At 64.6% G+C, this 20,405-nt stretch carries 17 protein-coding genes; 12 read left to right on the top strand and 5 right to left on the bottom strand.

Annotated elements, in window-relative coordinates; genetic code table 11:
- The first annotated feature begins 26 nt into the window (after positions 1-26).
- The gene (locus IF690_RS28345; protein ID WP_202698290.1) at positions 27-938 is read left to right on the top strand and encodes an SdiA-regulated domain-containing protein; all 912 of its coding nucleotides are present in this window, start codon (positions 27-29) and stop codon (positions 936-938) included.
- A 4-nt stretch (positions 939-942) separates the two neighbouring features.
- Here IF690_RS28345 and IF690_RS28340 read toward each other — a convergent pair whose 3' ends face one another.
- Positions 943-2,895 (bottom strand): autotransporter domain-containing protein, encoded by a 1,953-nt coding sequence (locus IF690_RS28340; protein WP_202698289.1) that lies wholly within the window; start codon positions 2,893-2,895, stop codon positions 943-945.
- A 296-nt stretch (positions 2,896-3,191) separates the two neighbouring features.
- A complete protein-coding gene (gene rpiA / locus IF690_RS28335; RefSeq protein ID WP_023967944.1) occupies positions 3,192-3,863 on the bottom strand; it encodes a ribose-5-phosphate isomerase RpiA in 672 nt (223 codons plus the stop codon).
- 263 nt (positions 3,864-4,126) lie between these two features.
- Here rpiA and ilvA point away from each other — a divergent pair, with 263 nt between their 5' ends.
- Positions 4,127-5,641, top strand: a complete 1,515-nt coding sequence (gene ilvA, locus IF690_RS28330) for a threonine ammonia-lyase, biosynthetic (protein ID WP_202698288.1) — start codon at positions 4,127-4,129, stop codon at positions 5,639-5,641.
- A gap of 46 nt (positions 5,642-5,687) precedes the next feature.
- The gene (locus IF690_RS28325) at positions 5,688-6,116 is read left to right on the top strand and encodes a DUF2269 family protein (protein WP_202698287.1); all 429 of its coding nucleotides are present in this window, start codon (positions 5,688-5,690) and stop codon (positions 6,114-6,116) included.
- A 79-nt stretch (positions 6,117-6,195) separates the two neighbouring features.
- Here IF690_RS28325 and IF690_RS28320 read toward each other — a convergent pair whose 3' ends face one another.
- Positions 6,196-6,852, bottom strand: a complete 657-nt coding sequence (locus IF690_RS28320; protein ID WP_202698286.1) for a histidinol-phosphatase — start codon at positions 6,850-6,852, stop codon at positions 6,196-6,198.
- 143 nt (positions 6,853-6,995) lie between these two features.
- On the opposite strand from IF690_RS28320, the gene IF690_RS28315 reads away from it, so the two are divergent.
- Both IF690_RS28315 and ptsP read left to right on the top strand, forming a co-directional pair.
- A complete protein-coding gene (locus IF690_RS28315) occupies positions 6,996-7,475 on the top strand; it encodes an RNA pyrophosphohydrolase (protein ID WP_007927344.1) in 480 nt (159 codons plus the stop codon).
- Positions 7,476-7,497: 22 nt separating this feature from the next.
- Positions 7,498-9,777, top strand: coding sequence for a phosphoenolpyruvate--protein phosphotransferase (ptsP, locus tag IF690_RS28310; protein WP_202698285.1), 2,280 nt, complete (start codon positions 7,498-7,500; stop codon positions 9,775-9,777).
- Positions 9,778-9,866: 89 nt separating this feature from the next.
- On the opposite strand, the gene IF690_RS28305 is transcribed toward ptsP, so the two are convergent.
- On the bottom strand, positions 9,867-10,613 hold the full coding sequence (locus IF690_RS28305) for an NRDE family protein (protein ID WP_202698284.1): 747 nt from the start codon (positions 10,611-10,613) through the stop codon (positions 9,867-9,869).
- A gap of 123 nt (positions 10,614-10,736) precedes the next feature.
- Between IF690_RS28305 and IF690_RS28300 the strand changes: the two genes are divergently transcribed.
- The 3 genes from IF690_RS28300 to IF690_RS28290 all read left to right on the top strand — a co-directional run bounded on the left by IF690_RS28300 (position 10,737) and on the right by IF690_RS28290 (position 13,439).
- Positions 10,737-11,519, top strand: coding sequence for a sulfite exporter TauE/SafE family protein (locus IF690_RS28300; RefSeq protein WP_202698283.1), 783 nt, complete (start codon positions 10,737-10,739; stop codon positions 11,517-11,519).
- A gap of 79 nt (positions 11,520-11,598) precedes the next feature.
- Positions 11,599-12,420, top strand: a complete 822-nt coding sequence (gene lgt / locus IF690_RS28295; protein WP_202698282.1) for a prolipoprotein diacylglyceryl transferase — start codon at positions 11,599-11,601, stop codon at positions 12,418-12,420.
- 47 nt (positions 12,421-12,467) lie between these two features.
- Positions 12,468-13,439, top strand: a complete 972-nt coding sequence (locus IF690_RS28290; RefSeq protein WP_023967952.1) for a thymidylate synthase — start codon at positions 12,468-12,470, stop codon at positions 13,437-13,439.
- Between the two features lie 101 nt (positions 13,440-13,540).
- Here IF690_RS28290 and cadR read toward each other — a convergent pair whose 3' ends face one another.
- Positions 13,541-13,990, bottom strand: a complete 450-nt coding sequence (gene cadR / locus IF690_RS28285) for a Cd(II)/Pb(II)-responsive transcriptional regulator (RefSeq protein WP_007930346.1) — start codon at positions 13,988-13,990, stop codon at positions 13,541-13,543.
- 85 nt (positions 13,991-14,075) lie between these two features.
- Between cadR and IF690_RS28280 the strand changes: the two genes are divergently transcribed.
- The 4 genes from IF690_RS28280 (at position 14,076) to IF690_RS28265 (ending at position 20,405) form a co-directional block, all read left to right on the top strand.
- The gene (locus IF690_RS28280; RefSeq protein WP_202698281.1) at positions 14,076-16,433 is read left to right on the top strand and encodes a heavy metal translocating P-type ATPase; all 2,358 of its coding nucleotides are present in this window, start codon (positions 14,076-14,078) and stop codon (positions 16,431-16,433) included.
- A gap of 20 nt (positions 16,434-16,453) precedes the next feature.
- Positions 16,454-17,317, top strand: a complete 864-nt coding sequence (locus IF690_RS28275; protein WP_202698280.1) for a LysR family transcriptional regulator — start codon at positions 16,454-16,456, stop codon at positions 17,315-17,317.
- A 288-nt stretch (positions 17,318-17,605) separates the two neighbouring features.
- Entirely contained in the window at positions 17,606-18,682 is a 1,077-nt protein-coding gene (locus tag IF690_RS28270; RefSeq protein WP_202698279.1) for a putative 2-aminoethylphosphonate ABC transporter ATP-binding protein, read from the top strand.
- Position 18,683: 1 nt separating this feature from the next.
- Positions 18,684-20,405, top strand: a complete 1,722-nt coding sequence (locus IF690_RS28265) for a putative 2-aminoethylphosphonate ABC transporter permease subunit (RefSeq protein WP_202698278.1) — start codon at positions 18,684-18,686, stop codon at positions 20,403-20,405.

The raw sequence follows: 20,405 nt of genomic DNA, 5'->3' as shown, positions 1-20,405 counted from the left end.
CCTGATTTGTATTTGAGCTTGCCAGCATGCGTCGACTCGCCTATCCCAAACCGCTGTTCCTCCTCCTGTGTTTTATCGTGCTGGTGCTGCTGGGCATTGCCGGGCAGCAGCACCGCTACTTCGAGCGCCTGTGGTTCAACTGGCGGGTCATGTCGCAGCCGGTCAATACCGATGCCATTGGCCTGGATGGCTATCGGGTGACCCTCGAGGCGCAAAAGATCGAAGGCCTGGATGACGTCTCGGCGCTGACCTACGACCCGGTGCGCAAAAGCCTGTTCACCGTGACCAACAAGAATGCCGAGCTGATCGAGCTGTCGCTCGACGGGCGCATCCTGCGGCGCATCGCCCTGACCGGTTTTGGCGACCCGGAAGCGGTCGAGTTCATCAGCGCCGACACCTACGTGATCACCGACGAGCGCCAGCAGCGGCTGATCAAGATTCATCTGGAGGAGGACACGGTGTTCCTCGACGCGGCGGACGCCGAGCAGATGACCCTGGGTGTGCACATGAGCGGCAACAAGGGTTTCGAGGGCCTGGCCTACGATTCGGTGGGCAAGCGCCTGTTCGTCGCCAAGGAGCGCGACCCGATGCTGATCTACGAGGTCAAGGGTTTCCCGCATTACGACCCGGAGAAGTCCTACGCGGTACATGTGGTCAACAACCCCAAGCGCGATGCCGGGTTGTTCGTGCGTGACCTGTCCAGCCTGCAATACGACGAGCGCACCGGGCATCTGCTGGCGCTGTCGGATGAGTCATGGCTGGTGCTGGAGCTGGATGTGGATGGCCGCCCCCTGAGCACCCTGTCGCTGCGCAAGGGGCGGCAGGGGTTGCAGGCCACGGTGCCGCAGGCCGAAGGCATTGCCATGGACGACGACGGCACCTTGTACCTGGTCAGCGAGCCGAACCTGTTCTACGTCTTCAAGAAGCCGGCCCAGTAACCCCTTAGAACTGCCACTGCACGCCGAGGGAGTAGCCGGTCTGGCTGCCTTCGGCATGACCGATCCGGCCGTTGACCTCGGCGTACAGCCCCAGCTGTGGCGTAATCGCCAACTGGCTGCCGAGCTGGGCGCGGCCGAAGCTCTTGTCCACACCACCCAGGCGAGCCACGCGCACTTGACCATCGGCGCGGCTGGTCAGGTCCAGGTCGTCCAGGCGGCCATCCCCCAACTCCTTGACCCAGGCCAGGTCGCCATAAGGCAGCAGGCTCATGCCGTAGGGCAGGGCGACGGCGCCGCGAACGCGCCAGCCGAGGCTGGCTTCCAGCGAATCGAATGACTGTTCCTCATAACTCAGCGCCGTGCGCAGGTCCTGTTTCTCGTGGAAGCGGTCGATGCGGTAGTGGGTGTAATCGAGGCCGGCGAAGGGGCCGCTCTTGATCGCGCCGAAATCCAGGTCGTAACCACCGAGCACGCGGGCGCCCAGGGTCAGGGCATCGGTATCGCCCGTCAGTTTCTGGTTCAGCAGCACCGGGCCGCCGTTGGCCTGGATCACCAGGTTGCGCTTGGATTCGAAGCGGGTGCGGCCGACGCTCAGGTCGCCGGCCAGCCATTGCGGGCCGCCGTCATTGAGCAAGGCGTAGACCGCCGCCTGCCAGGTATCGCTGTCGAGCTTGCCGCGATGCTCGAGCTTGTCGCGACCGTTCTGGTAGCTGAGGCTGGCGCCGACGTTCAGGCTCGAATTGAGCTGGTAGTCGCCCAGGGCATGCACCCCCAGCCGACGCGCCTCGGGGTTCGGCGCGCTGTCGAAACCGCTGTCGGGGCTGTATTCGCCGTCGATGCCGATCTCGCCATCGAAACTGCCGACTTCCCGACCCATCGCCTGCAAGGTCAGCCAGCGCCGGTCATGCAGCCGGACCATGGCCTGATGCTGGCGCTGCAGATGATCCTGCTGGTTGCGCGCCACGGCGCCGCCGGAAGCGGTGGAGGCCAGCAGGTCGGCGTTGGTCAGCTCCAGGACCAGGCGGCTGAGCAGGCGCGAGTAATCGCGCAGGCGCTGGTCGATGCGTTCCTGGCCGAAGGCGTTGGTCAGCACCGCCTTATTGTCCTCGGCGGGATCGTGCCAGGTGGAGCCGCCAGGGATGGCCGGGTTGGTGGTCTGGGTGTAGCCGTCCAGGTCGCCGATTTCCCAATTCGTAGCCTCGATGTAGAGAATCGGGATGTTCAGCCCTTCGAAGGCCTCGCCGTCGCTGCAGCAGCCAGTGCCCGCGGGGTATGCCGGGTCGAGGCCGGGGTTGGTGAACAGATTGATCTGCAGTTCCCTGGCGATCTGCAGGGTGTGTTCGCGCAACGAGGCCAGGGCCGGGTTGGCGGTGCTGTTCTGGCCGGCGTGGGCATACATCATGTCGCCGGTGATCAGGCTGTCGAGGTTGATCATGGCCAGCATGTTGGCGCGCTGGCTGGCGCTGAGGGCGTCGACGAACGCCCTGGAGCCGCGCAGGCCCTCTTCCTCGGCGCCGAAGCCGACCACCTGCAAGCCGTTTTCCAGCTGCAGCCCGCCGAGGTTGCGGGCGATCTCGGTCAGGACGCTGGCGCCGGAGCCGTTGTCGTCCAGGCCTTGCAGGGTCGGGCGGCCGAAATAGGTATCGAAGTGCGCGCCGACCACCACGTACTGCGGCTTGGTCCCGGCGGCGTAGGCCACCACGTTTTGCGAGCGGCGGCTATTGCCACCGGCAGTCCAGGAAAAGTCCTGGCGGCTGATGTCGTAGGCGCTGCCCATCTGGCTCTGCATCCAGTCGGCGGCTCCGGCGAAGTTGGCGGTGCCACGGTAGCGGCCCGGGTAGTCGTTGATCAGTTTGTCGAGGGTGGTAGCCGCATGTTCGCCATATTCATAGGCAAAGGCCTGGGTGGACAGCAGGACGCTGGCAAGACTGACAGCAAGCGTGAGGGGTTTGAGCACGATGATCTTCCTTGAGGGGTGAAAAACGGGGGCTGCTGCACAATGCGCGCCTCTTTCCCTGGGCGACCCTGGATTGGCGCATTGCTTAAACCGAACGTCGCCTGGCGGTAATTTGTAACGGATTTGATACCGGAAGTCGTGGGCCGCACTGAGACCTGGTGCGCGAATCTGGATATTTCTGCGGCTAAATGCGGCGAAAAGTAGCGGTATGGAGGAAGTTGCTGCGGGAGGGGCGGATCGGGTAGGAACCGAGGGCATTCGCCCCTGCCATTGCGGCAGGGGCGAAATCGGCTGCATCAGGCGGTGAGGGTCTTCACGCCTTCGCGGGTGCCCAGCAGCAGTACGTCGGCCGGACGGGCGGCGAACAGGCCGTTGGTGACCACGCCGACAATCGCATTGATCTGCGCTTCCAGCTCCACCGGGTTGGTGATCTGCATGTTGTGCACATCGAGGATGATGTTGCCGTTGTCGGTGATCACGCCTTCCCGGTAGACCGGGTCGCCACCGAGCTTCACCAGCTCGCGGGCCACGTGGCTGCGGGCCATCGGGATCACTTCCACTGGCAGCGGGAAGGCGCCCAGCACCGGCACCAGCTTGCTGGCGTCGGCGATGCAGATGAAAGTCTTGGCCACGGCCGCGACGATCTTCTCGCGGGTCAGGGCCGCGCCGCCGCCCTTGATCAGGTTCAGGTGCTCGTCGCTTTCGTCGGCGCCGTCGATGTAGAACTCCAGGTCGCTGACGGTGTTCAGTTCGTACACCGGAATGCCGTGGCCCTTGAGGCGCGCCGCGGTGGCTTCGGAGCTGGCGACCGCTCCGTCGAAGGCGGCCTTGTGCTGGGCCAGGGCGTCGATGAAGCAGTTGGCGGTGGAGCCGGTGCCGACCCCGACGATGCTCTTGTCATCGAGTTTCGGGAGGATGAGGTCGACGGCAGCCTGGGCCACGGCCTGTTTGAGTTGATCCTGGGTCATGCGGGCTCCGGAAGCGGGCAAGGGGGAACGGAAAGGCCGGCATTATAGGCCGGTGTCCTGAGCAGGTCATTGCCCGTTTGGCGAACCGCTTTTGGTAGCCGCTGCCGAAGGCTGCGATCGACCGTCAGATCGTGACGGACGAGAGTGCGCAGCCTCCGGCAGCGGTTACAGAGATCTTGAAACCTCAGGATTCGTGTGGTCGCCCGGGCAAACGCTGGGTTAGACTCGCTGGCCCTGCCCAACCCGCTCAGTGATGCTTTCCGATGCTCGAACAGTACGTCAAAAAGATCCTCACCTCGCGCGTTTACGACGTTGCCGTAGAAACCCCGTTGCAGACTGCCCGCCAGCTCTCCGAGCGGCTGGGCAATCAGATCTGGCTCAAGCGCGAAGACTTGCAGCCGGTGTTCTCGTTCAAGATTCGCGGCGCCTACAACAAGCTGACCCAGCTCAGCGACGCGGAGCGCGCCCGGGGCGTGGTCACCGCCTCGGCTGGCAACCATGCCCAGGGCCTGGCCCTGGCGGCCAAGGTGCTGGGGGTGAAGGCGACCATCGTGATGCCCAAGACCACCCCGGAGATCAAGGTCGAAGGCGTGCGCTCGCGCGGCGGCAAAGTGGTGCTGCATGGCGATTCCTTTCCGGAAGCCCTGGCCTACTCGCTGAAGCTGGTGGACGAAAAAGGCTACGTCTATATCCACCCGTACGACGATCCGCACACCATCGCCGGGCAGGGCACCGTGGCGATGGAAATCCTGCGCCAGCATCCGGGGCGCCTGGACGCGATCTTCGTGCCGGTCGGCGGTGGCGGCCTGATCGCCGGGATCGCGGCCTACGTCAAATACCTGCGGCCGGAAATCAAGATCATCGGCGTCGAGCCGGACGACTCCAACTGCCTGCAAGCGGCCATGGCCGCCGGCGAGCGCGTGGTGCTGCCGACCGTGGGCATCTTCGCCGACGGCGTCGCGGTGGCGCAGATCGGCCAGCACACCTTCGACATCTGCAAGGATTACGTGGATGAAGTGATTACCGTCAGCACCGACGAGATCTGCGCGGCGATCAAGGACATCTACGACGACACCCGCTCCATCACCGAACCGGCTGGCGCCCTGGGCGTGGCCGGGATCAAGAAATACGTCGAGCAGCGTGGCGTCAGCGGGCAGACCCTGGTGGCCATCGACTCCGGTGCCAACATCAACTTCGACCGCCTGCGCCATGTCGCCGAACGCGCCGAACTGGGCGAGGGCCGCGAAGCCATCATCGCCGTGACCATTCCCGAGCGGCCGGGCAGCTTCAAGGCGTTCTGCGAAGCCATCGGTAAGCGCCAGATCACCGAGTTCAACTACCGCTACAACACCGGCAGCGAAGCGCACATCTTCGTTGGCGTGCAGACCCACCCGGAAAACGATCCGCGCAGCGCGCTGATCGCCAGCCTGTCCGAACAGGGCTTCCCGGTGATCGACCTGACCGACAACGAACTGGCCAAGCTGCATATCCGTCATATGGTCGGCGGGCATGCCGCGCGGGTCAGCGACGAAGTGGTGTTTCGCTTCGAGTTCCCGGAACGCCCGGGCGCGCTGTTCAACTTCCTCAACAAGCTCGGCGGGCGCTGGAACATCTCGATGTTCCACTACCGCAACCATGGCGCGGCCGATGGCCGGGTGGTCGCCGGCCTGCAAGTGCCGGCGAGCGAACGCCACCTGGTGCCGGCAGCGCTGGCGCAGATCGGGTACCCGTACTGGGACGAGAGTGATAACCCGGCGTATCAGCTGTTCCTCGGCTGAACGGCTACGCTGGTGGGCAAGGCCAAGGCCTCAAGGAGTCGATTACATGGAAACGCTGACCGTCCTCAAAACCGTCCATATCCTGGCCACCGTGCTGCTGCTGGGCAGCGCGCTGGGGCTGGCGATCTGGGTCTGGCGCGCTCGTAGCAAGGGTGACGCGAGCATCTACAGCCGGCTGTTGCGCCGGCCGCTGGTGTTCGTCTGGCTGTTGCTGGTGATCTGCCTGGCCAGCCTGCCGTTCAGCGGCTGGTGGCTGGTGCACCTGATGGGCTGGTCGCTGGGGCAGACCTGGATCCTGGCCTCCAGCCTGATCTACACCCTGGGGGCCCTGAGCTGTTTCTGGCTGCTGGCGCGGCTCAATCGGCTGCGGATCGCCTCGGGTGTGGGCAGTCCGAAGTTCACCCTGGCGCTGGCGGTGTTCAGCTTCGTGTGTTTCTTCGCCATTGCCGGGTTGATGGGCGCCAAGCCGGTCTGATCGGCTTTTAGAGGGTTATCGCGAACCAGCTCGCTCCTGCAGGGATTGGCGTAGGAGCGGGCTTGCTCGCGAAGCGTCCTCAATCGCGCAGGCTGATCACCGGCCAGCCACGCTGCTGGGCCAGGGCCCGCAGGTTCGGGTCCGGGTCCACGGCGATCGGGTTCGCCACCAGATCCAGCAGCGGCAAGTCATTCATCGAATCGCTATAGAAGTAGCTGTCTTCCAGGCTGTGGCCGGTTTCCTCGAGCCAGCGCGCCAGGCGGGTGACCTTGCCTTCGCGAAAGCACGGGACATCGGTGCTGCGCCCGGTGTAGCGGCCGTCCAACATCTCGCACTCGGTGGCGATCAGGGTTTCCACGCCCAGGCGTTCGGCGATCGGCGCGGTGACGAAGCGGTTGGTGGCGGTGATGATCACCAGCTTATCGCCGGCGGTCTTGTGCTTGGCCAGCAATTGTACAGCCTTGGGCAGCATCAGCGGCTCGATGCAGTCGCGCATGTAGTCGCGGTGCCATTGGTCGAGCACGTCCATCTCGGTGCGGCCGAGAACCTCCAGGCAGAAGTTCAGGTACGCGGCCTGGTCGAGCTTGCCGGCCAGGTAGTCCTGGTAGAACTCGTCGTTACGGGCCTTGTAGGTGACGGCGTCGAGGAAGCCTCGTTCGCACAGGTAATCGCCCCAGGCGTGGTCACTGTCGCCGCCCAGAAGGGTGTTGTCCAAGTCGAATAAAGCCAGGCGCATCACGGTTACTCGCTGATAAGTCTGAAAAAAGGCAACCAGAATACGGTCTTTTCACAAGAGTGCACATAAGGTAGGACGCCTCGTTGCTGCTTTCACAACCTTTGTGGAACAATGCGGCGACATGCGTTTGCGAGGTTGTTGCCGTGATCGACCCCGATGGTTTCCGCCCCAATGTCGGGATCATTCTGACGAATGATGCCGGCCAGGTGCTATGGGCTCGCCGTATCAATCAAGATGCCTGGCAGTTTCCGCAAGGGGGAATCAACCCCGAAGAGACGCCGGAAGACGCTCTTTACCGCGAGTTGAACGAAGAAGTAGGCCTGGAACGCGAAGATGTGCAAATTCTCGCCTGCACCCGGGGCTGGTTGCGCTATCGTTTGCCGCAACGCCTGGTCCGTACCCACAGCCAACCGCTGTGCATCGGCCAGAAACAGAAATGGTTTCTCCTGCGCCTGATCTCCAACGAGCAGCGGGTGCGGATGGATTTGACCGGTAAACCGGAATTCGATGGCTGGCGCTGGGTCAGTTATTGGTATCCGTTGGGCCAGGTGGTGACATTCAAGCGCGAGGTTTATCGCCGCGCTCTCAAAGAGCTTGCCCCGCGCCTTCTAGCGCGCGACTGACGACGGAGTTCGACCCCGAGCCATGCTCAATACGCTGCGCAAGATCGTCCAGGAAGTTAACTCCGCCAAGGATCTCAAGGCGGCGTTGGGGATTATTGTGTTGCGCGTCAAAGAGGCCATGGGCAGCCAGGTCTGCTCGGTCTATCTGCTGGATCCGGAGACCAACCGTTTTGTCCTGATGGCCACCGAGGGCTTGAACAAGCGCTCGATCGGCAAGGTCAGCATGGCACCCAACGAAGGTCTGGTCGGCCTGGTCGGTACGCGCGAAGAACCGCTGAACCTCGAAAACGCCGCCGATCACCCGCGTTACCGCTACTTCGCCGAAACCGGCGAGGAGCGTTATGCCTCCTTCCTTGGCGCGCCGATCATTCACCACCGCCGGGTCGTCGGCGTTCTGGTCATCCAGCAAAAGGAGCGTCGCCAGTTCGACGAGGGCGAAGAAGCCTTCCTGGTGACCATGAGCGCCCAGCTGGCGGGGGTTATCGCCCATGCCGAAGCCACCGGCTCGATCCGTGGCCTGGGGCGCCAGGGCAAGGGCATCCAGGAAGCCAAGTTCATCGGCGTGCCCGGTTCGCCCGGCGCGGCGGTCGGTACCGCGGTGGTCATGCTGCCGCCGGCCGACCTGGACGTGGTGCCTGACAAGAGCATTACCGACATCGACGCCGAGCTGGCGTTGTTCAAGACCGCCATCGAAGGCGTGCGTGCCGACATGCGCACCCTCTCGGAAAAACTCGCCACCCAGCTGCGCCCCGAAGAGCGGGCGCTGTTCGACGTCTACCTGATGATGCTCGACGATGCCTCCCTGGGCAGCGAAGTGACCAGCGTGATCAAGACCGGCCAGTGGGCCCAGGGCGCGTTGCGCCAGGTGGTCACCGATCACGTCAACCGTTTCGAACTGATGGACGATGCCTACCTGCGCGAGCGGGCGTCGGACGTCAAGGACCTGGGGCGGCGCCTGCTGGCCTACCTGCAGGAAGAGCGCCAGCAAACCCTGGTCTACCCCGACAACACCATCCTGGTCAGCGAAGAATTGACGCCGGCCATGCTCGGCGAGGTGCCGGAAGGCAAGCTGGTCGGCCTGGTCTCGGTATTGGGTTCGGGCAACTCTCACGTGGCGATCCTGGCCCGGGCCATGGGCATTCCGACGGTGATGGGCCTGGTCGACCTGCCGTACTCGAAAGTCGACGGCATCCAGATGATCGTCGACGGCTACCACGGCGAGGTCTATACCAACCCCAGCGACGTGCTGCGCAAGCAGTTCGCCGATGTGGTCGAGGAAGAACGGCAACTGGCCCAGGGCCTGGATGCGCTGCGCGACCAGCCGTGCGTGACGCTGGATGGCCACCGCATGCCGCTGTGGGTCAACACCGGCCTGCTGGCGGACGTGGCGCGGGCGCAGAAGCGTGGCGCCGAGGGCGTGGGTCTGTACCGCACCGAAGTGCCGTTCATGATCAACCAACGTTTCCCGAGCGAAAAGGAGCAGCTGGCGATCTATCGCGAGCAACTCGCGGCCTTCCACCCGCAACCGGTGACGATGCGCAGCCTGGACATCGGCGGCGACAAGTCACTGTCGTATTTCCCGATCAAGGAAGACAACCCCTTCCTCGGCTGGCGCGGCATTCGCGTCACCCTCGACCATCCCGAGATTTTCCTCGTCCAGACCCGCGCCATGCTCAAGGCCAGCGAAGGCCTGGACAACCTGCGCATTCTCCTGCCGATGATTTCCGGCACCCATGAGCTGGAAGAAGCACTGCACCTGATCCATCGCGCCTGGGGCGAAGTGCGCGACGAAGGCACCGACGTGCCGATGCCGCCGATCGGGGTGATGATCGAGATCCCGGCCGCGGTGTACCAGACCAAGGAACTGGCGCGCCAGGTGGACTTCCTGTCGGTTGGCTCCAACGACCTGACCCAGTACCTGCTGGCCGTGGACCGCAACAACCCACGGGTGGCGGATCTCTACGACTACCTGCATCCGGCGGTGCTGCAAGCCTTGCAGACCGTAGTGCGCGACGCCCATGCCGAAGGCAAGCCGGTGAGTATCTGCGGCGAGATGGCCGGCGACCCGGCGGCAGCGGTGCTGCTGATGGCGATGGGCTTCGACAGCCTGTCGATGAACGCCACCAACCTGCCGAAAGTGAAGTGGATGCTGCGTCAGATCAATCTCAGCAAGGCCAAGGAACTGCTGGCCGAGTTGATGACCATCGACAACCCGCAAGTTATCCACAGCTCGCTGCAACTGGCGCTGAAGAACCTGGGCCTGGCGCGGATGATCAATCCGGCGTCGGCCAAGACCCTTTAAGAGTTATCGCGAGCCAGCTCGCTTCTACAGAGACGCCGCCAAACCCTGTAGGAGCGAGCTGGCTCGCGATAACGTACTTTCAGACGCCGCTAAACCCTCAGTTCCACTTCCCCCAGATGTCCGCCATAGGGCCCGAAGCTGCGCTCGACTATGTGCCTGGAACCATCGGCCCGGACGATCAGCGCCGTGCTGGCCCGCGTGCCATAACTGGGGCTGGCGATAAACACGCTCGACAGCAGGCTCTCGGTGGCCAGGCCGACCCCGGTATCGGGAAGGTCGGCAAACGGCGCGGTCTGCGCATCGCTGAGCAGGGCGAGCAGAGCCTGGGGCTGCGGGTCGTGCAGTACTTCCTGCAGCGCCGCCTTGGCCTTGAGCAGCTTGGGCCAGGGCGTGTCGAGCCCGGCATTCGACAGACCGTACACGCCAGTGCCCAGTCGCTGCGGCTCCCGGGCCTGGGCGTTGTAGTGCCAGAGCTGGTCAGGCGTACCCACCAGCAGGTTGAAACCGGCATATTCCTGGGATCGGCCGACAACGTCGTTGAAATAGTCGTCTATCGATATCTTGCTGCTGAGAAAACGCGCCACCAGTTCGCCTCGGGAGCGGCGCGCGGGGGGCTGGTGGGGGTTGCGGATATTGGTCAGGGCGGCGAAGCGGCCGTCGGCGCCGAGGCCGAGCCAGGTACCGCCTGCCTCCAGGTCGCGCCCGGCGTAGATATCGGGAGCTTCGGGCCATTGCGCCAGCGGCAGGCTGGGGCGGGCGTAGAACTCGTCACGGTTGGCCGCGACGATCAGGGGCAGGGTGTGGCCTGGCCGCCAGGCGAATACGATCAAGCACATCAGGTCGTCCCTTTTGTGTTTTTTGCCCACTCTACGCACAGATCGACTGGGTATCCATCGCCATCCAGTGGAGCCAAGGGCCATGCATCCGTTACCATGCCGCTCTCTTTTCGGGATGCCTCCATGGAATTTCTGCTCTATCTGCTGCTGGGGGCCTGCGCGGGCATATTGGCCGGCCTGTTTGGCGTGGGTGGCGGCATCATCATCGTTCCCGTGCTGGTGTTCAGCTTCACCCTGCAAGGTTTCGATCCGTCGATCCTGACCCACCTGGCGGTCGGTACGTCGCTGGCGACCATCATCTTCACCTCGGTCAACGCGGTTCGCGAACACCAGCGCAAGGGCGCGGTGCGTTGGCCGATCTTTGCCTGGATGACCCTGGGCATCCTGCTCGGCGCCGGGGTCGGGGCGCTGACGGCCGAAGCGATCTCCGGGCCGAACCTGCAGAAAATCATCGGCGTCTTCGCCCTGGTGGTCGCCCTGCAGATGACCCTGGACCTGCGGCCCAAGGCCAGCCGCGATGTTCCCGGCAAGCTCGGGCTGACCCTAGCCGGCAGTGTGATCGGCTGGGCTTCGGCGATTTTCGGCATCGGCGGCGGCTCGCTGACCGTGCCGTTCCTGACCTGGCGCAGCGTGCCGATGCAGCAGGCGGTGGCCACGTCCTCGGCCTGCGGTTTGCCGATTGCCGTCGCCAGTGCAATAAGTTTCATGATTCTGGGCTGGCATGATCCGCTGCTGCCGGCTCATAGTCTGGGTTTTGTGTATCTGCCGGCGCTGCTGGGCATCGCCCTGACCAGCATGGTCTTTGCCCGGTTCGGCGCGCGGCTGGCCCATCGGCTGTCGCCGCGCCTGTTGAAGCGGCTGTTCGCCGGCCTGCTGTTTGTGGTCGGCCTGACGTTCCTGCTCTGACAGGTTTCGCAATCCTGGCTTAATCCGCGCGTGACATGGTCGCGGCGCAAATCGAGTTTCACTCTAACGAGGAGTCGCAATGCTGCCTTACCCGCAGATCGACCCGGTGGCCCTGGCCATCGGCCCGCTGAAAATTCACTGGTACGGCCTGATGTACCTGATCGGCATCGGTGGCGCCTGGCTGCTGGCGTCGCGCCGGTTGAACCGCTTCGACCCGACCTGGACCAAGGAAAAGCTCTCCGACATGGTGTTCTGGATGTCGATGGGGGTCATTGTCGGCGGGCGCCTGGGGTATGTGCTGTTCTACGACCTGAGTGCCTACCTGGCCAACCCGACGCTGATCTTCGAGGTCTGGAAAGGTGGCATGTCGTTCCACGGCGGTTTTATCGGGGTGATGCTGGCGGCCTTGTGGTTCGGCCAACGCAACAACAAGTCGTTCTTCCAGCTGATGGACTTCGTCGCGCCGATGGTGCCGATCGGCCTGGGCGCCGGGCGCATCGGCAACTTCATCAACGCCGAGCTGTGGGGCAAGCCGACCGACCTGCCGTGGGCGATGATCTTCCCGCCGTTCAGCGACCCGGCCCAGCTGCCGCGCCATCCTTCGCAGCTGTACCAGTTCGCCCTGGAAGGTGTGGCGCTGTTCCTCATCCTCTGGCTGTTCTCGCGCAAACCTCGCCCAACCATGGCGGTTTCCGGGATGTTCGCCCTGTTTTACGGTATTTTCCGTTTTATCGTCGAGTTCGTCCGGGTCCCGGATGCGCAACTGGGTTATCTGGCGTGGAACTGGCTGACCATGGGCCAGGTGCTGTGCCTGCCGATGATCGTCGGCGGCCTGTTCCTGATCTGGCTGGCCTACCACCGCGCTCCGGCGGCACCGGCGGCGAAAGACGCCGCGCTCTAATTCGGATCGCAGGGCGCGAGCCCTGCCTTCAAGGACACAGGTAATACATGAAGCAATATCTCGATCTGGTCGCCCACGTCATCAAGAACGGCACCAAGCAGGCCAACCGCACGGGCGTGAACACCATCAGCTTCCCTGGTGCGATGCTGCGTTACGACCTGAAAGAAGGTTTTCCGGCGATCACCACCCGCAAGATGGCCTTCAAGTCGGCCATCGGCGAGATGTGCGGTTTCCTCCGTGGGGTGAACAACGCCGCCGAATTCCGTGCCCTGGGCTGCAAGGTCTGGGACCAGAACGCCAACGAAAACGCCCAGTGGCTGGCCAACCCTTTCCGCCAGGGCGAGGACGACCTGGGTGAGATCTACGGCGTGCAATGGCGCAAGTGGCCGGCGTACAAGCAGATCCCCCTGAGCAACCCGGCCGCCATCGAGCAGACCCTGGGCCAGGGTTACCGGCAGATCGCCGAAGGCGAGGAAAACGGCCAGGCCTACGTGGTGCTGTACAAGGCCATCGATCAGGTGCGCCAGTGCGTGGACACCATCATCAAGGACCCGGGCAGCCGCCGTATCCTGTTCCACGGCTGGAACTGCGCCCAGCTGGATGAAATGGCCCTGCCGCCGTGCCACCTGCTGTACCAGTTCCACCCGAATGTCGAGACCCGGGAGATTTCCCTGACCCTCTACATCCGCTCCAACGACCTGGGCCTGGGCACGCCGTTCAACCTCACCGAAGGCGCCGCGTTGCTGAGCCTGATCGGCCGCCTGACCGGCTACACCCCGCGCTGGTTCACCTATTTCATCGGTGACGCCCACGTCTACGAAAACCACCTGGACATGCTCAACGAACAGCTCAAGCGCGAGCCGTTCCCGATGCCGAAGCTGGTGATTTCCGAGCGTGTACCGGAGTTCGCCAAGACCGGCGTGTACGCGCCGCAGTGGCTGGAAAAGGTCGAGCCGAGCGACTTCTCGCTGGAAGGCTACGAGCACCACGCGCCGATGACCGCGCCAATGGCGGTCTGATCCGTCCCCTGTAGGAGCGAGCTTGCTCGCGATCAGCCGTCAGGCTGAGACCTGCGGTGCTCCCCTTACCGCTATCGCGAGTTCGCTCCTACAAGGTTTGTTTAGTGGCCGTGACTACGGCCCACGTGAGAATCCTCGGCCTCGCTGGGGGCCACCGAGCCGCTGACTTCCAGGCGCTGCAAAATCCCGCACTGATCCAGGTCCGGCCCTTCGCTGCAGCGTTGGCGCAGGTCGAGCAGCTGTGTCTGCAGGGCCAGCAGCCCGTCGATCCGCGCCTTGACGTGGTGGATATGTTCGTCGATCAGCGCATTCACGTTCTGGCACTGGTCCTGCGGGCTGTCGCGCAGGTTCAGCAGGCTGCGGATTTCCTCGAGGGTCATGTCCAGGCTGCGGCAGTTGCGGATGAAGGTCAGGCGTTCGGTGTGGGCTTGGGTGTACAGGCGGTAATTGCCTTCGCTGCGGGCCGGTTCCGGCAACAGGCCTTCGCGCTCGTAGTAACGGATGGTTTCGACCTGACAGTCGGTCAGCTTTGCCAACTCGCCAATTTTCATCGCGACAATCTCCGAAAGGGTGCTTGACCCTATAGTGGCTACAGGGTGTTCACTTGGCAACAGGCACCTTTTCGGACGCGACCTTATGAGCGATTCCCTGCACACCCACGGCAAGCCCGGCGCTGATTCCAAGCATGCTGGCCACGATCACGATCACGACCCTGGCGCAACATTGCAGCCGGTGAAAAAACACGACCATGCTGGCCACGGCGGTTCCTGCTGTTCAGCGCCGTCGTTGATCCCGTTGAGCGAGCCCCAGGCCGCCAGCCATGGCGACGCCTGCTGTTCGTCGGCCGCCGCGCCGTCGCTGGTCAAGCTGGGCACGACGCCGAGCGCCAATGCGCGCCTGAGCAGCTTCCGCATCGACGCCATGGACTGCCCGACCGAGCAGACGCTGATCCAGAACAAGCTGGGCAAGCTGGCGGGTGTGCAGCAGTTGGAGTTCAACCTGATCAACCGGGTGTTGGGCGTGACCCACGACCTGCAGGACGACGCCCCGATCATCGCCGCCATCAAGTCCCTGGGCATGGCAGCCGAGCCCATCGGCCTGAATGGCGAGTCCGCTGCCCCGGCCGCGGCCCCGGTGAAAAAGCACTGGTGGCCGCTGGCGTTATCCGGCATCGGCGCGCTGGCCGCGGAAGTAATCCACTTCACCAGCGCCGCGCCGACCTGGGTGGTGGCGGTGATTGCCCTGGTATCGATCCTCAGCGGCGGCCTCGGCACCTACAAGAAGGGCTGGATCGCCCTGAAAAACCGCAACCTCAACATCAATGCGCTGATGAGCATCGCCGTGACCGGCGCCGTGCTGATCGGCCAGTGGCCGGAAGCGGCGATGGTGATGTTCCTGTTCACCGTGGCCGAGCTGATCGAGGCCCGGTCCCTGGACCGCGCGCGCAATGCCATCAGCGGCCTGATGCAGATGACCCCGGAGCGGGTCACGGTGCAGCAGGCGGACGGCAGCTGGATCGAGCGGGAAGCGAAAAGCATCGAGCTTGGTGCGCGGGTACGGGTGCGTCCGGGTGAGCGCATCGGCCTGGACGGTGAGGTGGTGGCCGGTACCTCGACCATCGATCAGGCGCCGATTACCGGCGAAAGCCTGCCGGTGGAAAAGACCTTGGGCGACAAGGTTTTCGCCGGCACAATCAACCAGGCCGGCTCCCTGGAGTACAGGGTGACCGCCGCGGCCAACAACTCGACCCTGGCGCGGATCATCCATGCCGTGGAGCTGGCCCAGGGCACGCGCGCGCCGACCCAGCGCTTCGTCGACAGGTTCTCGAAAATCTACACGCCCGCAGTGTTTGCCTTCGCCCTGGCCGTGGCGGTGATTGCGCCGCTGTTCATGGGGGCCGCCTGGTTCGACTGGATCTACCGCGCCCTGGTGCTGCTGGTGGTGGCGTGCCCTTGTGCCCTGGTGATTTCCACCCCGGTGACCATCGTCAGCGGCCTGGCCGCGGCGGCACGCAAAGGCATCCTGATCAAGGGCGGGGTTTATCTGGAGGGTGGTTACAAGCTCGACTACCTGGCGCTGGACAAGACCGGCACCATCACCCACGGCAAGCCGGTGCAGACCGATTTCCTGCCCCTCGACCCGCTGGCGGACCGCCGCGCGCCGGCCATCGCCGCCAGCCTGGCATCCCGTTCCGACCACCCAGTGTCCCTGGCCATCGCCAATGCGGCTGTGGATAAGCAACTGGGCCTGCACCTTGTGGATAACTTCGAGGCCCTGGCCGGCCGCGGTGTGCGCGGGGAAATCAACGGCCAGCTCTACCACCTGGGCAATCACCGCCTGGTGGAGGAGCTGGGGCTGTGCTCGCCGGAGCTGGAAGAGCAGCTGTTCGCCTTGGAGAAACAGGGCAAGAGCGTGGTGCTGTTGCTCGACAGCGTCGGCCCCCTGGCCCTGTTCGCCGTGGCGGACACGGTCAAGGAGTCCAGTCGCGAAGCGATCCAGCAGTTGCACGAGCTGGGCATCAAGACCCTGATGCTGACCGGTGACAACCCGCACACCGCCGAGGCCATCGCCGCCCAGGTGGGCATCGATCAGGCCCGCGGCGACCTGCTGCCCACCGACAAGCTGCAAGCCATCGAAGACCTGTACGCCCAGGGGCATCGGGTCGGCATGGTCGGCGACGGTATCAACGACGCCCCGGCCCTGGCCCGCGCGGAGATCGGTTTCGCCATGGCCGCGGCGGGTACCGACACCGCCATCGAGACCGCCGATGTCGCCCTGATGGACGACGATCTGCGCAAGATTCCAGCGTTTATCCGGCTGTCCCGCCAGACCTCGAACATCCTCGTACAAAATATCGCCCTGGCCCTGGTCATCAAGGCGATCTTTCTTGGGGTAACCTTCTTCGGATTGGCCACCATGTGGATGGCCGTGTTCGCCGACATGGGCGTCAGCCTGTTGGTGGTCTTCAACGGTTTGCGCCTGTTGCGCAAGTAAAGGGATAACGAGAGCGTGCAGTGCTGAGTGCCGAGCTGAAGGCGTTTTACATGGTGGCCCGCCTGGGCAGCATTACCCTGGCGGCGAAAAAGCTCGGCCTGAGCCAGCCCACGGTGACCACCCAGATCCGCCATCTGGAAAGCCAGTACGCGGTCGAGCTGTTCTACCGCGGCGGCCGCCGCCTCAGCGTCAGCGAGGAGGGCGCCCGGCTGCTGCCGATGGTCAAGGCACTGTTGCAGCAGGAAGCCGATATCGAGTTTTTCCTGCGCAACAGCGGCCAGCTGCAAGGCACCCTGCGGATCGCCGCCACGGCGCCGTATTACATCCTCGACCTGGTGAAGACTTTCCGGGAGCGCCTGCCCCAGGTGGAGGTGTCAGTGGAAATCGGCAATTCGCAGCAGGTCCTGGAATCGCTGGAGGAGTACCGGGTCGACATCGCCGCGTCCTCGCAGTTGCTGGAAGATTCGCGCTTGATCCGCCGAGTGCTCGGTAGCGACCCGCTGGTGCTGGCGGTGCATCGCAATCATCCGTTGGCGGCCCTCGATCACGTGCCCCTGAACGCCCTGGCCGGGCATACCCTGCTGATGCGCGAGCCGGGTTCCACCACCCGGCGCCTGACCGAGGAATTGCTCGACAGCGCCCGGGTCGGCTGCGGGCCGCTGCTGGAAATCGGCAGTCGCGAGTCGATCCGCGAGGCGGTGCTGCGCAATATCGGCATCAGCATCATTGCCCGCCAGGAAGTGCCCCACGATCCGCAGCTGCGGGTGCTGACCATCGAGAACGCGCCGCAGATCGCCGAGTACCTGTACTGCCTCAAGGAGCGCAAAGGCGCGCGCCTGCCGGCGGCCTTCCTCGGGCTGGCGCAGGAAATGGCGCCGGCCTGAACCCTGCTCCTTGTAGCCGCTGCCGAGCGCAGCGAGGCTGCGAACGGCTGCGCAGCAGCCGCAACCCTGGCAACGCCCCATGACCAGGTAATCGAGGGGCGCCTTTTTGCGGGCGCGGGCGCCCGTTCGCAGCCTCGCTGTGCTCGGCAGCGGCTACAGGGTTACGGGATTGCCGGCAGGGCCAACCCAAATCCACCAATACCACTATCGGCAACTTTTGCCTCATTGCCACAGTAACTACGCATTCGCTCCCTAGGATGGCCTGCATCTGCTTGATGAGGTCCGTCCATGAACAACCCGATCGCAACAGCCCCGAGCAACCCCGGCGCACCGATGAAGGTGCGCGGCATGCAGAAACGCTTTGGTGCTTTCACCGCGCTGGATAACGTTTCCCTGGACGTGGCGGCCGGCGAGCTGGTGTGCCTGCTTGGCCCGTCGGGCTGCGGCAAGACCACCCTGCTGCGCTGCATCGCCGGCCTCGAGCGCCAGGACCGGGGCGAGTTGTACCTGGGCTCCCGTGATGTCTCGCATCTGGCGCCCCAGGCCCGGGACTACGGCATTCTGTTCCAGTCCTATGCGCTGTTCCCCAACCTCAGCGTCGCAGCCAACATCGCCTACGGCCTGGCCGGCAGCGGCCGCGACGAAGTGCGCCGGCGCGTGGCGCAGATGCTGGAACTGGTGGGCCTGACCGGCAGCGAAAAGAAATACCCCAGCCAGCTGTCCGGCGGCCAGCAGCAGCGGGTGGCCCTGGCGCGTGCCCTGGCCCCAGCGCCTTCGTTGCTGCTGCTGGATGAACCGATGTCGGCGCTGGATGCCCGGGTGCGCGAGCATTTGTGCACCGAGCTGCGCCAGCTGCAGCGGCGCCTGGGCATCACCACCCTGATGGTGACCCACAACCAGGACGAGGCCATGTTGATGGCCGACCGTATCGCGGTAATGAACAACGGCAAGGTCGAGCAGTACGCCACGCCACAGGAAATCTACGATCGCCCGGCCACCCCGTTCGTCGCCGAATTCGTCGGCCAGGGCAACTGGCTGCCGTTCCGCCGCAGCAGCGACAGCCACGCCCAGGTCGGCGGGATGAACCTGCGGCTGGCGGCCGACGCCGGCAAGGCGGCCTCGGGCCGGTTGTTCTGCCGCCCGGAGGCGATCAGCGTCAATCCGCCGGTGGACGAGGAAAACCTGTTCCCGGCCAAGGTCCGGGAGATCACCTTCCTCGGCAACCGCTGCCGCATGAGCTTCGAACTCAACGAATTGCCCGGCCATCCGCTGCTGGCCGAGCTGGCCCCGGAAGCCATGCCGCGCCTCGGCGCCCAGGACATCTGGGTCGCCTTGCCACCGCGCAGCCTGCAGGTGTTTACCTGAAATGGCCGTTGACCTGACCCTGCCGCTACCCGCGAAACGGGCGCGCCAGGCCCGTGCGGAAATCGGCGACTGCATCTTCGTGTTCGGCGGCAAGCTGGTGCTGCTGTTGCTGCTGGGCCTGGCGGTGCTGCTGCCGTTGCTGGCGATCTTCTGGCGCGGCTTCAGCGGCGAAGCCGGGCAGGGCGGTGGCCTGGTCGCCGCCCGTGAGCTGGTGAGCAGCGCCAACTTCCACTGGTTGCTGGGCAACAGCCTGAAAGTCTCCCTCAGCGTCGCCGCCATCGTGGTGCCGCTGGCCTACCTGTTCGCCTATGCCCTGCAACGCACGCTGATTCCCGGCAAGGCGATCTGGCGTGGCCTGTCGCTGCTGCCGTTGATGGCGCCGTCGATGCTGCCGGGGATCGCCCTGGTCTACCTGTTCGGCAACCAGGGCCTGCTGCGCGGGCTGCTCTCGGACAATATCTACGGCTTCTGGGGCATTGTCCTCGGCGAGGTGATCTACACCTTTCCCCACGCCCTGATGATCTTGTTGTCGGCCCTGTCCCTGGCCGATGCGCGGCTGTTCGACGCCGCGTCGAGCATGGGCGCCAGCCCGGCCAAGGCTTTTCGCAGCATCACCTGGCCGGCCACCCGGCAGGCGGTGTTCGCCGCGTTCTGCCTGGTGTTCACCCTGACCATCACCGATTTCGGCGTGCCGGTGGTGGTCGGTGGCGACTATCAGGTGCTGGCGCTGGAAGCCTACAAGGCCGTGGTCGGCCAGCAACAGTTCGGCCGTGGCGCCTTGATCGGCATGGTGCTGTTGCTGCCGGCGCTGTTCAGCTTCGGCGTCGATGCCTGGCTGCGCCGTCGTCATGGCGACGCCATGAGCGGCCGGGCCCAGGTGTTCCAGCCGGCGCCTTCCCGGCTGCGGGATGGCTGCTACCTGGCGATCGTCCTGCTGATCTGCGCGGCGCTGCTGCTGGTGTTCGGCATGGCGGTGTTCTCGTCGCTGGTGAAGTTCTGGCCCTATAACCTGTCGCTGTCACTCAATCACTATCAGTTCAACGACACCGCCGGCGGCGGCTGGCTGGCCTACCGCAACAGCCTGAGCATGGCCCTGTGCACGGCGCTGATCGGCAGCGTGCTGATCTTCACCGGCGCCTACCTGATGGAGAAGACCCACGCCCAGCGCGGCCTCAACCTGGCGCTGCGCATGCTCAGCTTCGTGCCGATGGCGGTGCCGGGCCTGGTACTGGGCCTGGGCTATGTCTTCTTCTTCAACCTCAGCGGCAACCCGCTGCATGTGTTCTACGGCAGCATGACCCTGCTGGTGGTGTGCACCATCGCCCACTACCTGACCACCGCGCAGATGACCGCCACCACCGCGCTGCGCCAGCTCGACGCCGAGTTCGAGGCCGCCGCGCTGTCGCTCAAGGCGCCGCTGTACCGCCATTACCTGCGGGTCACCGTGCCGATCTGCCTGCCGGCGTTGCTGGACATCCTGCGCTACCTGTTCGTCTCGGCCATGACCACTGTCTCGGCGGCGATCTTCCTCTACAGCCCCGACACCATCCTCGCGGCGGTGGCGGTGCTGAACATGGATGACGCCGGCAACGTCGGCGGCGCGGCCGCCATGTCGACCCTGATCCTCTTGACCTCGGCGGGCGTGTCCCTGTTCCTGGCCTGGGCTTCGCGCGGCTTGCTGCGCCGCTCCCAGGCCTGGCGGCAGACCGCGCCCAGCCACTGA

The organism is Pseudomonas sp. SK3(2021), from assembly GCF_016772375.1.
GTDB lineage: Bacteria > Pseudomonadota > Gammaproteobacteria > Pseudomonadales > Pseudomonadaceae > Aquipseudomonas > Aquipseudomonas chlororaphis_I.
The sequence above is the reverse complement of the archived record's forward strand: the minus strand, read 5'-3'. Positions and strand labels throughout refer to the sequence as shown.